Origin of the sequence: Archangium gephyra (assembly GCF_049060025.1) — a bacterium.
GTDB lineage: Bacteria > Myxococcota > Myxococcia > Myxococcales > Myxococcaceae > Archangium > Archangium gephyra_A.
Genome location: NZ_JBMEQQ010000002.1, coordinates 4,833,969 through 4,849,496 on the forward strand (window position 1 = coordinate 4,833,969; position 15,528 = coordinate 4,849,496).

Sequence of the window (15,528 nt, forward strand, 5' to 3'; positions counted from 1 at the left end):
GTTTTCGTGAATGGATTCAGCCATTTAGACGCTGATGCCTGTGACGCCATCCCTCACCCGATGACCGAGAACATGAAGGGACTGCTCCTGGAGGACCGCTGGGCACCGACGACTTCAGAGATGGGATTTCTGGAGACCGATGCGGAGCAGGCCGCCCGCGCCTTCGCCGCGTGGCAGGGAGGGCTGGTGGCACCCCGTGGCATGTCCGTGGGAGTGCACCCGGTCTCGGGTCCTCTGGAGCAAGCCCTCTCCGCCCTGTTGCCCCTGACCAGTCCGGAGGCGCTGAGGCACCTCTTCATCCCGACGCGCAGCCCCTGGACGGGGTACGTCGAGAACGCACGGGGGGCACTGATGCCGCGAGCGCCATGTCCTATATGGCCGAGACGCTGGGCTGCCGGGGCATGCGAGTGGTCGCGGTGCCCCATACCCTCCGCAAGGACGGGGGCCGCTACGGTGCCGTGATGTTCGAGCTGTATGGCCCACGGCAGACGGACTGGCTCAACTACCTGCGCACCCTCTATGCCGCCAACGATGGGGGCCGCTGGGTCTTTGGCCAGTCCGGTGAGCCCTTCCCCTTCGAGAAGCTGGAGCAGTATCAGGCCCGCAGAGTCAGGGATCGCTTCACCTTCGACATGCTCAAGGAGTACTTGCACCATCTGGGGCTGTCCCCCTTCGAGGAGGACTTCTACCTGCCCCAGGGCGCTCCCTCCTGGCTCGTCGAGAGGACAGGTCCTGTCTCCCCCTCCCACAAAGAGTTCACCCTCGCCCAGGCCCGCGAACGATTCTGACGCTCCAGCATGAGCATGAGCGGAGGATGTGCGTCGAGTTCGCGTCGCCGCCTCGACAGAGAAACATGACCTCGCGAGTTCCCCACTCGGAAGGGACCTCCCCCGTGGTATGAGTCGAGCGCACCGGGCTTCTACTGACGCCACTCGGGCGTGGTAGGGAAAGCGATCGAGGACAGCGCATGACGGCCACGAAGAAGAAGGGCGAGAGGTTGGGCCCGTTCCAACTCGGCAAACGGCACAAGCACGCGTCGGCGGAGCTGGGCCACATCCACGAGGCGCGCAACGTCCAGACGGGCGCCCCGGCCATGGTGATGCTGCCCGGTCCACGCCCCACCTGGGGGCCCAAGAAGAACTGGCAGGTGCGCGCCTCCTTCCAGGTCACGCCCCCCTTCATCTCGTTGGAAGTGGAGCGGGCGCCGGCCTCGGGCAGGTTGGCGGAACTGGCCGACCTGTTCACCCTGCTGCTCGCGGGGCTCGAGGCCGTGAGGGACAACGCCAGGATGCGTGCCCACCTGACCGGCACGCCGATGGGCCAGTGGATGAGGCGCCCTCCGCTGAAGGGGCTGCTGGCCGCGGGACTCATCGTGCTCGCACTGGGCGGGGGCCTCTGGTTCAGCGTGGGGACCCGTCCGACGGGCTCTCCCACTCCACTCCCTTCGACTTCCGGCATGGGTGAGCTGTCGGACACCGGGCGCCCGTCCCCATTCCTGATCGACGGTACGGTGCAGGGTCCGGCGGGTATCGCCTACCCACTTCCCGACAAGCCCTTCTCCGACCAGGCCAGGCCGCCCTGCCGCACCGGGCGGGACGAGGTCGCGATCAACGGCGGCTGCTGGGTAGCAATCGAGCGCCGACCGCCGTGTCATGAGGAGCAGGCCGAGTACCAAGGCAAGTGCTATCTGCCGGTAGGGAAACGGGGCCCACGACCGCCTCAATCCCTTTCCCCGTGAGGAGTCACGTGATGCGACAGTTGATGAAGCGAGCCTGCCTGTTCCTGTTCGCCGTGATGACCGCCGGCTCGACGACCCGCGCGGAGGCCACCGAGCCCGTGCCTCCGCACCAGTCGTTCACCCTCGAGTCCAAGACGCTCAAGGAGAACCGGCGCATCAACGTCTACACGCCGCCGGGCTACGACGCGGCGAAGTCCACGCGCTATCCGGTGCTGTACATGCCCGACGGCGGCCTCCAGGAGGACTTCCCGCACGTCGCCACCACCGTCGACACCGCGATCCGCGCCGGCGAGATGCGCCCACTCATCGTGGTCGGCATCGAGAACACCGAGCGGCGGCGTGACATGACCGGCCCCACCCAGGTCGACGAAGACCGGAAGATCGCCCCGCGCGTCGGCGGCTCGGCCGCGTTCCGCGGATTCATCCGCGACGAGCTGATGCCCCAGGTGCGCCGCCGGTACCGCGTGACGAAGGAGACCGCGATCATCGGCGAATCCCTCGCCGGTCTCTTCATCGTCGAAACCTTCTTCCTGCAGCCCAAGCTGTTCAACACCTATATCGCCTTGAGCCCAAGCCTATGGTGGAACGGCGAGGAGTTGGTGCGCAAGGCCAGCGAGCGCCTCGAGGCCCAACCGGACCTGCGCAACACCCTGTACCTGTCGTCCGCTGACGAGGACAACATCGTCCCCGCCGTGGCACGTCTGGAGGAAACGCTCCGCACCAGCGCACCGGCCGGGCTGAAGTGGCAGTGCGAGCCCAGGCCGGACCTGCGCCACGACAACATCTACCGCGCGGCCTCGCCGCGGGTGCTGCGCAAGTGGTTCCCGCCCGGGGCCACGCACCGCGCGCCGTAGGACCCGGACTCTTCACCCGGTCCACGGAACCTCCTGCATGGCGAGCCGCTATACTGGCCAGCCTATGAGCCACCGTGTGCTTGCGTTCCTGAGCCTCCTGCTGCTGTCCGCCTGTGGAACGCCCTACCCCACCACGGGAAACACCGACGCGGGCTCCGGCCCGGATGCGGGACTCGACGGAGGGCAGACGGACTCCGGCGGAGAGTACGATCTCCCGTCAATCCCATACACGGTGAACGAGGCACCTCCCATCGAGGCGCCCAAGGAGACCTGGACGTTCGTCCCGGTTCCCGACGCGCACTGCGCCAACGGTTCTTCCACGGGCATGGCCGTCAACCTGACCGACCGCTCGGACCGGGTGCTCATCTTCCTCGCTGGCGGCGGCGCGTGCTGGGAGGCGGCGGCCTGCGCGCTCGGCACCGCCACGCACATCAACGACACCATGAGCGAGGGCCCGGTCCTGGCGGAGGCCCAGGCTTCCAACCTGGCGGCGTTCTTCGACCGCGCCGACACCGGCAACCCGTTCCGCGACGCGAGCTTCGTCTACATCCCCTACTGCACGGGCGACCTCCACGCCGGGACGCGCGTCCACACCTATGACTGGTTCGGCCCGAGGAAGCTCGAGCATGTCGGCGCCCGGAACATGGATGCGTACCTGCGGCGGCTGCGGCCCACCTTCCCCGAGGCCAGCCGGGTGTGGCTCTCCGGGGTGAGCGCGGGCGGCTACGGGGCGACCCTCCACTGGTGGCGCGTGCAGAAGGCCCTGCCCTGGGCCCGGGTCGACGTGCTGAATGACTCGGGGCTCATCATCGACACGGCGGGGGATGGCCGCTATGGGACGATGCGCCAGACCTGGGGCCTCGAGTTTCCGCCCGGCTGCACGCAGTGCGAGACGGGCCTCGCGGCCGTGCTCGACAGCTCGGCCCGGTTGCTGGCCGCGCCGCGACGCTACGGCATGCTCGGCTACCTCCAGGACGGAACCATCGCCGCCTACTTCGGCCTGAATGGCGCCCAGATCCAGACCCGGATGGAGGCGGTGCGCGCCTCGGCGGCCCCGAACGTGAAGACGTACTACCTGCCGGGCGACCCGCACGTGGTCCTCTCCACTCCGGATGTCGCCACCAGCTCGGGACTCACCGCGAGGGAGTGGGTGCGGAGGCTGGCCGAGGACGACGCGGGCTGGGAGCAGGCGGGCCCGTAACCAGCCCGGCCGTGAGGACCAGGGGGCAGCCGACTGCATGGCGGCCCGCCCCCTGGTCCTCGCGCGGAGGGAGAGGGAATCCGTTGCCTGCCTACCGCTGCGGCTCCCTGCTCGCTCCACGGCCTACATTTCAGTTGCTTGTCCGCCCATGAAGTCGCATGCAGGGGAAGGCTCTCCGAAGACCGGCTGTTCACCCGCGCCGACTCTCACCCCCGGCACCCTTTTTCGACGGACGAGGAACACGGATGTCCCGTACCCCACCGCTCGCCGTGCACTCGCGCACCCCCTGGCTCGTCGCGCTGCTCGTGTTCGCCTGCCCGCTGCTGTCCCGGGCCGCCACCGACAGCGTCACGGCCGCCCGAGAGCAGGCCGAGGAAGCCCTCAAGCTCGCCTCCTCCCCCCGCGGCGCGGCGCAGCTCATCCGGCTGCACGCCTACCGCGAGGACCTCGAGGACCTCACCCCCCTCGTGAAGACGTATACCGAGGTGGCCACCCGGCGCGACACCGACCCCGGGACCCGCACCACCGCCTGGCACCTCTTCATGGACCTGGAGCGCTCGCGCGGCCGGCTCAAGCGCGCCTCCGAAATCCATGACTCCTCCCTTGGCTTCATCGGCGACTACTACGTCGTCGGCGGCTTCGACAACGAGGGCAAGTCCGGCTGCGACACGGACTTCGGCCCCGAGGCCGCCAACCTCGACCTCTCTGCCACCTACGCGGGCGCCAAGGGCCGTCAGGTCTCCTGGCGCCGGCTCGCCGCCAGCCCCACCCAGGGCTACGTGGACCTCGGCTCCGCCGTGCGCCCCAACCGCGAGGCCGTGGCCTATGCCCTCACCTGGCTCGAGGCTCCGGCCGAGACGCGCGTGGCACTCGGCATGGGCACCTCCGGCGCCTTCCGCCTGTGGGTGAATGGCGAGAAGGTCTCCAGCAGCGACCACTACAACCTGCCCCGCCCCGACCAGTCGCGCGTCTCCGTGCGCCTGCGCAAGGGGCTCAACCGCGTCCTCATCAAGGTGTGCCAGGAGTCCGGCCCGCTCGGCTTCTACCTGCGCCGGGACCCGGCCGCCCGTCTGCGCCCCACCCTCCCCTCCACGCCTCCCGCGCTCACCAAGGGCCCCTCCGCCGCGCCCCAGGCGCTGCCCACCGTCACCTCCGCCCTCAAGGAGCTGGTGACGAAGAACCCCGCCGATGCGCAGCTCCGCGGCGAGTACGCCACGGTGCTCGACTTCTTCCGCGCCTTCGACGAGCGCGAGCACACCGCCACCGTGGAGGCCGACCGCGCCGCCCGCGAGGCGCCCCAGGACGTGCGCCTGCAGCTCCTGGCCGCCGAGACGCACCGCGACGACCTCAACCTGCGCCGCCGCTTCCTCGAGGCCGCCCTGCGCGCGAACCCCACCTCCACCCGGGCCCGCGTGGCGCTCGCCGAGCACGAGCTGGAGCGCGGCCACCCCGAGCGCGCCATCGAGCTGCTCAAGCCCGTGGTGGAGCTCACCCCGGACTCGGCCGCCGCCCGCCTCACCCTGGCCCGCGCCCACGAGACGCTCGGCGAGTCCGCCCGCGCGCACATGATGGTGGAGGAGACGCTCCAGCGCATGCCGCGCATCCCCCGCGTGGTGCGCTCCGCCGCCGCCGCCGCCCGCATGCTGGACCGCCCCCAGGACTCCATTGCCCGCCTGCGCGTGGCCCTGGCGCTGCGCCATGACGACCGCTACAGCCGCGCCCAGCTCGCCATGCAGCTCGCGGACCTGGGCCAGGTGGAGGCCGCCGCGCGCGAGTTCGCGCAGATGATCTCCCTGGACCCCTTCGACAACGCCACCCGCCTGAAGCTCGCGGAGCTGCGCGCCGCCAATGGCCAGCTCGACGCGGCCACCACCTGGTTCGCCGAGGCCCGGGCCCTCTCCCCCGACGAGCCCGAGGTGTACGAGCGCGAGGGCCGCGCGCTGCTGTCCGCCGGCCGCCGCGAGGAGGCCCTCTCCTCCTTCGAGCGCTCGCTGGCGCTGCGCCCGCAGAACCCCGCCCTCAAGGAGGCCGTGCGCACCCTCAAGGGGGAGTCCGCCAGCACCGGCACCCGCTACCTCACCGACTTCAAGACGGTGGAGAAGCAGGCCGACGGCTATACCAACGAGGACGCCGTGTACCTGGTGGACACCACCTACGTGCGCGTGCAGAAGAGCGGCCTCTCCAGCCGGCTGCACCAGTTCGCCGTGAAGGTGCTCAACGCCCGCGGCGTGGATGCCTTCCGCTCCCACCCCGTCACCTACTCGCCGGACCGGCAGGAGGTGCAGATCCTCCGCGCCCGCATCACCAAGCCGGATGGCTCCGTGGTGGACAGCTACGGCGAGAGCGACCGCAACATCAACGAGCCCTGGACGGGCATGTACTACGACGCCCGCGCCAAGATGCTCTCCTTCCCCGCGCTCGCCGTGGGGGACGTGCTGGAGCTGCAGTACCGCGTGGACGACACCGCCCAGGACAACCTCCTGTCCGACTACTGGGGCGACGTGGAGAGCGTGCAGGGCGTCTACCCGAAGGTGGCCTACCAGTTCCTCGTGGAGATGCCCAAGGAGCGGCCCCTCTACTGGAACGAGAAGAAGCTGCCCGGCGTGACGCACGCGCGCGAGGACGTGGAGGGCGGCAGTGTCCTCTACCGCTGGAGCGCGAAGCACGTGTCCAAGGTGGTGCCGGAGCCCGGCATGCCCGGTTGGGCCGAGGTGGCCGCCAACCTCCACGTGTCCACCTACCGCACCTGGGACGAGGTGGGCCGCTACTGGTGGGGCCTCGTGCGTGATCAGCTCACCCCCAACGAGGAGCTGCGCCGCACGGTGGACACCGTGCTGCAGGGCGTGGACCGCAAGGACGAGCAGGCCGTGGTGCGCGCCATCTACAGCTTCGTGGTGACGAACACGCGCTACGTGGCGCTCGAGTTCGGCATCCACGGCTACAAGCCCTACCGGGTGGACCGCGTGCTGGCGCGCCGCTTCGGCGACTGCAAGGACAAGGCGAGCCTCATCCACTCCATGCTGAAGGTGGCCGGTGTGGAGAGCCGCCTGGTGCTGCTGCGCATGCGCAACCTGGGCTCCATCGGCGAGGAGCCGGCGAGCCTCGCGGCCTTCAACCACGCCATCGTCTACGTGCCGCGCTTCGACCTGTACCTGGACGGCACCGCCGAGTTCCACGGCGCGCGCGAGCTGCCCAGCGGAGACCGCGTGGCCAACGTGCTGGTGGTGGAGCCGGACGGCAAGGCGACCTTCTCCACCACGCCCGAGGCGCGGGCCAAGGACAACGCCACCCGCCTCACCATGAACCTGGGGCTGCGGCCGGACGGCGGCGCCGACGTGTCCGGGGCCACCAGCGTGGGCGGGCAGATGGCGCCCGAGTACCGCCGCGCCTACCGCGCCGTGTCCTCGCGCAAGTCCACCTTCGAGCGCGCCTGGGCCCAGAGCTTCCCCGGCCTCACCGTGCAGGAGGTGAAGCTCAACGACACCACGCGCCTGGATGACGACGTGCAGGTGGACTTCCGCATGTCCATCCCCCGCTTCGCCGAGGCCATGCCCGGCCAGCTCCGCTTCCTCCCCTTCGGCACCGGCCGCTCCTACACCCAGTCCTACGCCTCGCTCGCCGAGCGCCGCTTCGACCTGGTGATGAACGGCCCCTGGGTCAACCGCTTCACCTTCCGCTACACCCTGCCCCAGGGTTACAGCGTGGCCGAGCTGCCTCCCGCCCATCAGGAGGAGACGCCCTTCGGCCGGGTGCGCCTCGGCTTCCGCCAGGAGGGCAACCAGCTCATCTGCGACGGCGAGGTGGCCCTCACCGCCGCCCGGGTGAAGGCGGACGACTACGCCGCCTTCCGCTCCTTCCTCGGCCGCGTGGACCAGGCCTTCGCGCGCAAGGTCACCCTGCGCGGGCCCGCCTCGCCCACCGCCGGGCGGTAGAAGAATCAGGGGGCCCCGGATCCTTTTCCGGGGAATTACGGAATATCCTCGTTAATCCAGTGCTGCAAGAGGGACTCCGGCGGAGGGGGGACACCGCCCGCCGGAAGTCCTGGCCTCCCGGGAGCAGGACCCCTGGAGGCAACGGGGAGAAGCCGGGATGACGATGCGCTCGAAGGTCTGGCTGTTCGCGGTGGTGGCCATCGGCTTCGTCTTCGCGATGGGGGTGGAGCTCTTCAAGGGCACCCAGCGCGGCGTGCACTCCCGCCAGCACCTGAGCCTCATCCAGGATCAGATCGATCTCTACGGCCGGATGCACAACAGCACCTGGCCCTTCGTCGATGCCCTGCGGCACGCGCAGCGGGATGAAGCGGACATCTCGCACCTCCTGAACGAGCAGGACGTGCGCATGGACGAGGACTTCACGCGGCTGGAGCACCTCGCGCGCCAGGAGGGCCAGCTCTCGACGGCCCCGGACAGGCGGGAGTGGGAGGAGCGGACCCACGAGCGCATCGCCGGGCTCCATGCGGCGCAGCACCGCTGGGCCCTGCGCGCCCGGGGGCTCGCGCGCACGATGGAGGATGGCCAGCCGCTGCCTCCCGACGCCTGGTGGGAGCTGTTCCAGGACTTCGAGGAGACGGTGGGCAACCCCCTGGAGGAGATCATCTCGGCGGAGCGCGCCAGGATGGCGGAGCTCCGGCGGGGCTGGGACGAGCGCTCACGGCTCGGCAACAGGCTCTCGAAGCTCCTCCCCGCGCTGGCGCTGCTGTTCGTGGTGGGAATCGCCCTGGCCATCCTCGAGCCCCTGCAGCGCTCCCTGCGGGAGCTGCGCGCGGGGGCGGAGCGCATCGGACACGGGGACTTCGAGCACGAGCTGACCGTGAAGGGCGGCGACGAGCTCGCCACCCTGGCGCGTGCCTTCAACCGGATGGCCGCCGAGCTGCGTGAGCTGATGCGCGAGAAGCAGCGCTACAACTCCCTGCTGGAGGAGACGGTGCGATCCCGGACGGCGGAGCTGGCCGCGGCCAACGCCCGGCTGGAGCAGAGCCTCCAGCAGCTCCATGAGGCCCAGAACCAGTTGCTCCTCGCGGACCGGCTCGCCACCGTGGGCCGGCTCGCGGCGGGCGTGGGCCATGAAATCAACAACCCGCTGGCCTACATCCTCGGCAACCTGCGCTACCTCCAGGAGGAGCTGCACCGGACGGAGGGCACGGCCTCCGCGGAGGAGTGGCGGGAGATGCTCGCGGCCGTCACCGAGGCGTGCGAGGGCGCCGAGCGGGTCCGCTTCATCGTGCAGGACCTCAAGCAGTTCGTCCGGCCGGACGACGCCACGCTGGGCCCGGTGGAGCTGGGACAGGTGGTGCGCGGGGCCGCCAAGATGGCCGGGCATGAGATCCGCCCGCGTGCGCGCCTCATCGAGGACTGCGCGGATGTCCCCCCGGTGCGCGGCAACGCGGCGCGCTTGAGCCAGGTGCTCCTCAACCTGCTCATCAACGCGGCGCATGCCATCGAGCCGGGCCAGGTGGAGCGGAACGAGATCCGCGTGGTGGCGAGGCGAAGCGCGCCCGGCCACGTCACGCTGGCGGTGAGCGACACCGGGTGCGGCATCCCCCCGGAGAACCTCTCGCGCATCTTCGAGCCCTTCTTCACCACCAAGCCCGTGGGCGTGGGCACGGGACTGGGCCTGCCGGTGTGTCAGGAAATCATCACCTCGCTCGGGGGAGAAGCTCCGCGTGGAGAGCCAGCCGGGCCAGGGCACCACCTTCCGCATCACCCTGCCCATCGCCGGGGAGAGCGGCGCCTCGAGCCAGGCCGCCTGAAGGACAGCGGGAGAAACGCCGCCTCCGCTCGCGCATCCATGCGCCGGCCCGCTCCGGGCCCAGGGGGCAACACATGGTGAAGCTGGCGCTGTTGGGAGACACCTATCCCAGCCAACTCCAGGCCAACCCGCGGGCGCTGCGGGACCTGGAAGTGGTATGGGCGGGGACCTCGCTGGAGGCGTTCCGCGCCGAGGTGCCGGCGCTCCAGCCCCAGGTGCTCGCACTGGACTTCGTGGACCTGGGCAAGGTGCCGGAGCGGCTGGTGCCCGGGTTGCTCTCGGCCACCGGGGCCGCGCATGCCCTCGTCAGCTACCGCCTGACGCACCACGGCATGCTCCAGGCGCTCACCTCCCAGCGCATCCGCTTCATCCAGGGGCCGCTTCCCCTCGGGCTGCTGCGCACCCACGTCCACCGGGCGCTCGACGAGGCGCGGCAGGCCCGGAGCCAGGGCGCGCCCGAGGGCCCGTCGCGCGAGCCGAGGCCCCCGCGCTTCACCCCTGAGCAGCTCGGCCGGCTGTTGGAGCGGGTGGCCACGGTGAAGTGCGAGTGCCCCAACCACCTCGCCCAGCTCATCAGCGGCCTGCGCGCCTTCGAGGAGTACTCGAAGGACTGTGAGAGCCGGGACGAGAAGGATCAGCGGATGCACGCGCTGCTCCACCGGCAGACGGCCGTGGCGCGCGAGGCCATGGAGGACGGGCTCCTGGCGCTGCTGGAGCACGAGAACATCCAGCCCTGAGCCGCCTCAGCCCGGCAGCAGCGCGGAGAGGAGCTGGCGCACCTCGGAGGGGCCGTTCACCCGATAGCCGGCGCGCGTCTTCTTGCCACCCGCGTGGATGGCGATGCTGCCCTGGGGCAGCGCGGCGAAGAGATCCTCGTCCGTGCGGTCGTCGCCGATGGCCACCACCAGCGTGCCGGGTGCCATGCCCTCGGTGACGGTGCCCACCACGCGGCCCTTGTTCACCCCGCGCGCGCGCACCTCCACCACCATGTCGCCGGGCAGCACCTCCAGCGGACCGTGGGCGAACACCTCCCCGAGGTGCAGCCGCAGCTCGCGCGCCTGGCTCGCGCCGAACACCCGGTCCACCTGCCGGTAGTGCCACGCGAGCGACGCCGTCTTCTCCTCCACGAGGGCCCCGGGCACGCGCGCGGCGAAGGCCTCGAGCACCGGCCGCACCAGGGCCTTCCAGTCCGTGGGCACGCCCGCCAGGGCCGTCCAGGGCTGGCCGGGCGCCATGCGGGAGTAGAGGCCGTGCTCGGCGTGCAGGCCCACGGGGAGCGCGCCGACCCACGCCTCCAGCGTGTCCTGGGGCCGCCCGCTGACGATGTGCACCTGGGTGCCGGGCCGGGCGGTGAGCCGCTGCAGCAGATCCAAGAGCGCCACGTCCGGGGCGGCCTGCTCCGGCCTCGGCGCGAAGGGCACGAGCGTGCCGTCGTAGTCGAGGAGGAGCAGCAGGCGCTCGGCCCCGCGCATGCGCTCGAGCGCCACCTCCGCGCCCGCCGGCTCCACGCGCGGCGGAGGCGTGGGCGTGGAATGGAGTGCGTTCAGGAAGGAGTCCACCCACCAATGCACGTCGTACTCCTTCACCCGTGCCCGCAGGGGGCGCATGCGCGCGCGCCGCTCCTCCTCCGGCATCTCCAGCGCGGTCTCCAGCGCGGCCGACAGCCCATCCACGTCGTAGGGGTTCACCAGGAGGGCGTCCCCCAGCTCGTCCGCGGCGCCGGCGAACTCGCTGAGCACCAGCACCCCATCCCCGTCCGGGCGGGCCGCGCAGAACTCCTTGGCCACCAGGTTCATCCCATCGCGGATGGGGGTGACGAGCATCACGTCCGCGGCGCGGTAGAGGGCCGCGAGCTGCTTCTCGTTGAAGGAGCGGTAGAGGTAATGGACGGGGACGTTGTGGACGCTGCCATAGAGGCCGTTGATGCGCCCCACGAGCTCGTTCACCCGCTCGCGGTAGGTGGCGTAGTCCTCCACGCCGGTACGGCTGGGGACGGCCACCTGGACGAAGCGCAGCCGGCCCCGCCAGGAGGGCTCGCGCTCCAGCAACCGCTGCACCGCGAGCAACCGCCGGGGAATCCCCTTGGTGTAGTCCAGCCGGTCCACGCCCAGCACCAGCCGCTGCCCCAGCTCTTCTCCCGGTGCACGCGCACCTCCTCGAGCACCGCCGGCTCATTGGCCAGGTTCTCGAAGGCCTGCGCGTCGATGCCCATGGGGAAGGCCCCCAGCCGCACCTCGCGCCCCTCGTGGTCGACGCGGTCCACCACCGTCTCCAGGCCCAGCAGACGCATGAGGGTGCTGGCGAAGTGGCGCACGTACGTGAGCGTGTGGAAGCCGATGAGGTCCGCCCCCAGCAGGCCGCGCACCAGCTCGTTGCGGTGCGGCAGGCTGCGGAAGATCTCACTCGACGGGAAGGGGATGTGGTGGAAGTAGCCGATGCGCGCCTGGGGAAGCCGCGCGCGCAGGAGCGCCGGGACCAGCATGAGCTGGTAGTCGTGCACCCAGATGGTGTCCCCGGGCTGGTACTGGCGCGCCACCAGGTCGGCGAAGCGCTCGTTCACCTTGCGGTAGACGTCCCAGTCCCGGTCCTGCCGGGGGATGCGGTCGATGAAGTAGTGGCACAGCGGCCAGAGGACCTGGTTGGAGTAGCCCTCGTAGTAGCGGCTGACCTCGCTGGCGCTCAGCTGGATGGGGACGCAGCGCAGCTCGGCGAGCTGGGACTCCACCGAGGCGCGCTGCGGCGGCGTGAGGCGCGACACATCCCCGGGCCAACCAATCCAAACGCCCCCCGAGCGCTCATGCGGGCCGCGCAGGCCCGTGGCGAGCCCTCCGGCGCTGCGGACCACGGAGACCCCGTCCTTGTCCGACTTGACGGTGACGGGGAGGCGATTGGAAACGAGCAGGAGTCGGGACATACGTCCCCGACCCTTACTCAGCCGTGCCGGGAATGGCCAACCCGGAAATGGGGGCCGTGCCACCTTTAGAACCTTCACTCCCGCCGCGTGCCCACCCGAGCCGCGCGAGGAGCCGGGCGTCCCGGCCCGCCTTCCAGATGAACGCGTCCAGCACGTAGTGCGTGGCCTGCGGCAGCGCGAGCAGCGGCACCACGAGCGCCAGCACGTCCGCGGGCAGCTCCGGGCCGCCCTCGCCGAAGAGGCGGGACCGCTCGTGCCACACCAGCTTGTCCCAGAGGAGCTCCTCCCCGAAGGCGAGCACGCACAGCAGCCCCAGGAAGCCGGGCAGGCCCGCGCGCATCACGGGCCCCAGCCAGCCAGGACCCCCCTCGGCGAGCCGCCCACGCATATAACGGAAGAGCAACGCGAAGTAGGGCACACCGTGCAGGACGACGTTCATCACCGTGAAGGCGAAGTCGTCCTGGGCGAGCACGATGCCGCCGAACCACGTCACCCCGGTGGCGAGCACGAGCAGCACCTTGCCCACCTGGAGGCCCTCGCCGCGCACGACGCGCGACACCTGGAAGCCCGCCCACGCGGCGAGCACCAGCGCCTGGAGGACGAGCGCCCCCGTCCCCACCCACGTGGGCAGGCCGGAGAGGAAGTCGTTCTCCACGAACCACCAGAAGGCCCGGGGAAGGTGGGCATGCCACCAGAGCACGGGGCCGAGCGTGGCGGCGTAGATGGCGGCGGCGTCCAGGGCACGCTCGGTGCCGGAGACGCGGGCCTTGCGGCCATAGAGGGCCACCCACCCGTACTGCTGGCGGATGAAGTGGAAGAGCGCGGTGTACGCGAAGAGGCGCCAGAAGGTACCCGGCGAGAGGAGATACGCGAGCACCCCCAGCAGGTACGCGGCGAGCGGGGCGCCGACGTAGAGCCCGGGCCGGCGCCGCACCTCGTCCCCGTCGAGGTAGGTGCGGAAGAGGGTGGACCAGACGTGGGCCACGTCGACACAGACGACGAGCAGCGCCCAGGCCCACAGCGGCGTATCCCCCACGGCACCCAGCGCGGGCGCGGCGAGCACGAGCCCCACCGACACGAGCGCGCTGCCCGCGAAGACGGAGAGATCCACGCCTCGTCCGAAGAGCCAGGCCTGGGAGGGAGCGAGAAGACGAGACATCACCCCGGAGGCTACCAGCCCCGAACGTCAGATGGAGGGCCGTCGATTGGACCGCTGCTGAACAGGGAGGCGTTCTGCTCCTTTTTTTCCCCCTGCTCCCAGGGCATACAGGGAAGCTCCCGGCGAGGCCAGAAGCCCCAGCCCTTCCGGAGTGCCATTGCTCCCCGACTCCTCCGTCACCTTCGATGATTCGCGCTGGCCACTCCGCATCGTCCGGTTCGTGGGAACGCCCACGCCCCGGCAGTACGAGCACTACCTGGAGACGACGACCGCCAGCCTCCGGCGGGGCGATCGCTACATCAGCGTCACCGACCTGACCCGGGGAGGCCTGCCCACCCCCGAGCAGCGGCAACGGCAGATCCTCTGGTTGCAGCAGCACGAGGGCCGCATCCGAGAGGTGGTCCTCGGGATGGCGTTCGTCATCACCTCCCCCATCATCCGGCTGGCCGTGAGCACGGTGATGCACTTCAGGCCGCTGCCCGTGCCCTACATCATCACCGTCCAGGAGGTGGAGGCGGTGGGCTGGGCGAGCGCGCGCATCGAGGAGCAGGGACTGCGCCTCGCCGCCGAGCGGCTCCGCACCCAGTACGGCATCCCTCCCCGCCTCTACGCCTGAACCCAAAGCTGGAAGCAGACGCCGCGCGGCGCCAACATCGCCCCGCCGATGCCTTCCGACCTGCCGCCGCCTCCCGCCAGCTTCCGCCGCCGGCTCCTCGCCGTGATGCTCGTCACGGGGCTGGTCCCGCTCGTGCTGCTCGGCTTCATCGCTCGGCAGGCCCTGGAGGAGCTGCTCTCCGTCTCCCTGGCGCCCGTGGAGCAGGTGCTCGAGGAGGTGTCCGCGGGGCTCGCCCGTGAAGGGCACTCCCAGGCCGCGCTCGACGAGGCCCGCCTCAACCTCGCCCAGGCGGAGCTCGCCCGCCGTGCGCTCGCGCGCCGCACGCCCTGGCTCATCGCCGCCCTGCTGCTCGTCTCGGCCGCCGTGCTCACCGCCGCCGCCGTGCTGCTCGGCCGCGCCCTCACCCGCCCCGTCTCCACCCTCACCCGCGGCATGTGGGCCTATGCGCGGGGCGACCTCTCCGTCCAGCTCCCCGCCCCCGACGCGCCCCGCGACGAGCTTCAATTCCTCCTCGTCCAATTCAACCGCATGGGCCGTGAGCTCTCCGCCCAGCGCGAGCGCCTCAAGGCCGCCGAGCAGATAGCGGCCTGGCAAGATGTGGCCCGCGCGCTCGCCCACGAGCTGCGCAATCCCCTCACCGGGATGAAGCTCGCGCTGGCGCGGCTGTCGCGCGGGGACGCGCCCCCGGACGCCACCCGCCTCACCGAGTCCGTGTCGCTGCTGCAGGAGGAGGTGGAACGGCTCATGCGGATGACGCGGAGCTTCTCCGACTTCGCCCGCCTGCCCGCACCGAGATTCCAACCCGTGGCCCTGCGCCCGCTGCTCGCCGACGTGTGCGCCCTCTACCAGGACACCTCGCCCGTGCCCGTGGAGCTGCAACCCGGCCCCGAGCCCTCGCTCTCCGCGGACCCGGATGGCCTGCGCCGCCTCTTCGGCAATCTCCTCAAGAACGCCACCGAGGCCTCCGCGTCCGGCGCCGCCCCCGTGCGCATCTCCATCGAGGCGCTGCCCTCTTTGGTGCGCGTCTCCATCCGCGATGGCGGCAGCGGGATTCCCGGCGTGCTCGAGGGCCCCGCCCTCACCCGGGGCCTCTTCAGCACCAAGCCCGAGGGCAGCGGCCTGGGGCTCCCCATCGCCCAGAAGATAGCGCACGAGCACGGCGGCACCCTGCGCCTGGAGCCCGCCCCCGGGGGCGGCACGCTCGCGCTCGTGGAGCTGCCCCTCGGTCCTCCATCCGCGGGGGAAGCACGGCCGTCCCCTTGAGGCCTTCCCGGTGGAGGACTTGCCCTGTGGACGCG

General features: G+C 71.0%; 10 protein-coding genes and 1 pseudogene. 9 read left to right on the plus strand and 2 right to left on the minus strand.

What is annotated here, in order from left to right; all coding sequences use genetic code 11:
• The first annotated feature begins 365 nt into the window (after positions 1–365).
• The 7 genes from ACN28I_RS21030 to ACN28I_RS21060 all read left to right on the plus strand — a co-directional run bounded on the left by ACN28I_RS21030 (position 366) and on the right by ACN28I_RS21060 (position 10,278).
• Positions 366–788, plus strand: a complete 423-nt coding sequence (locus tag ACN28I_RS21030; RefSeq protein WP_420943750.1) for a hypothetical protein — start codon at positions 366–368, stop codon at positions 786–788.
• Between the two features lie 179 nt (positions 789–967).
• Positions 968–1,738 carry a hypothetical protein gene (locus tag ACN28I_RS21035; RefSeq protein WP_420943751.1) on the plus strand — a complete coding sequence of 257 codons (771 nt, stop codon included), beginning with the start codon at positions 968–970 and terminating at the stop codon, positions 1,736–1,738.
• An 11-nt stretch (positions 1,739–1,749) separates the two neighbouring features.
• Entirely contained in the window at positions 1,750–2,592 is an 843-nt protein-coding gene (locus tag ACN28I_RS21040; RefSeq protein WP_420943752.1) for an alpha/beta hydrolase, read from the plus strand.
• Positions 2,593–2,668: 76 nt separating this feature from the next.
• On the plus strand, positions 2,669–3,793 hold the full coding sequence (locus ACN28I_RS21045; RefSeq protein WP_420943753.1) for a pectin acetylesterase-family hydrolase: 1,125 nt from the start codon (positions 2,669–2,671) through the stop codon (positions 3,791–3,793).
• 245 nt (positions 3,794–4,038) lie between these two features.
• The gene (locus tag ACN28I_RS21050; protein WP_420943754.1) at positions 4,039–7,725 is read left to right on the plus strand and encodes a DUF3857 domain-containing protein; all 3,687 of its coding nucleotides are present in this window, start codon (positions 4,039–4,041) and stop codon (positions 7,723–7,725) included.
• A 157-nt stretch (positions 7,726–7,882) separates the two neighbouring features.
• The gene (locus tag ACN28I_RS21055; protein WP_420943755.1) at positions 7,883–9,622 is read left to right on the plus strand and encodes a sensor histidine kinase; all 1,740 of its coding nucleotides are present in this window, start codon (positions 7,883–7,885) and stop codon (positions 9,620–9,622) included.
• The gene (locus ACN28I_RS21060; protein ID WP_420943756.1) at positions 9,616–10,278 is read left to right on the plus strand and encodes a hypothetical protein; all 663 of its coding nucleotides are present in this window, start codon (positions 9,616–9,618) and stop codon (positions 10,276–10,278) included. Before ACN28I_RS21055 ends, ACN28I_RS21060 begins: the two co-directional genes overlap by 7 nt.
• Before the next feature lie 6 nt (positions 10,279–10,284).
• Here ACN28I_RS21060 and ACN28I_RS21065 read toward each other — a convergent pair.
• Both ACN28I_RS21065 and ACN28I_RS21070 read right to left on the minus strand, forming a co-directional pair.
• Positions 10,285–12,455 (minus strand): annotated as a pseudogene (locus ACN28I_RS21065) (bifunctional alpha,alpha-trehalose-phosphate synthase (UDP-forming)/trehalose-phosphatase).
• Between the two features lie 13 nt (positions 12,456–12,468).
• Positions 12,469–13,614 (minus strand): hypothetical protein, encoded by a 1,146-nt coding sequence (locus ACN28I_RS21070; RefSeq protein ID WP_420943757.1) that lies wholly within the window; start codon positions 13,612–13,614, stop codon positions 12,469–12,471.
• Positions 13,615–13,771: 157 nt separating this feature from the next.
• Here ACN28I_RS21070 and ACN28I_RS21075 point away from each other — a divergent pair, with 157 nt between their 5' ends.
• Positions 13,772–14,230: an STAS/SEC14 domain-containing protein gene (locus tag ACN28I_RS21075; protein ID WP_420943758.1), complete on the plus strand. Its 459-nt coding sequence runs from the start codon at positions 13,772–13,774 to the stop codon at positions 14,228–14,230.
• A 48-nt stretch (positions 14,231–14,278) separates the two neighbouring features.
• The gene (locus ACN28I_RS21080) at positions 14,279–15,493 is read left to right on the plus strand and encodes an ATP-binding protein (RefSeq protein WP_420943759.1); all 1,215 of its coding nucleotides are present in this window, start codon (positions 14,279–14,281) and stop codon (positions 15,491–15,493) included.
• The last annotated feature ends 35 nt before the right edge of the window (positions 15,494–15,528 follow it).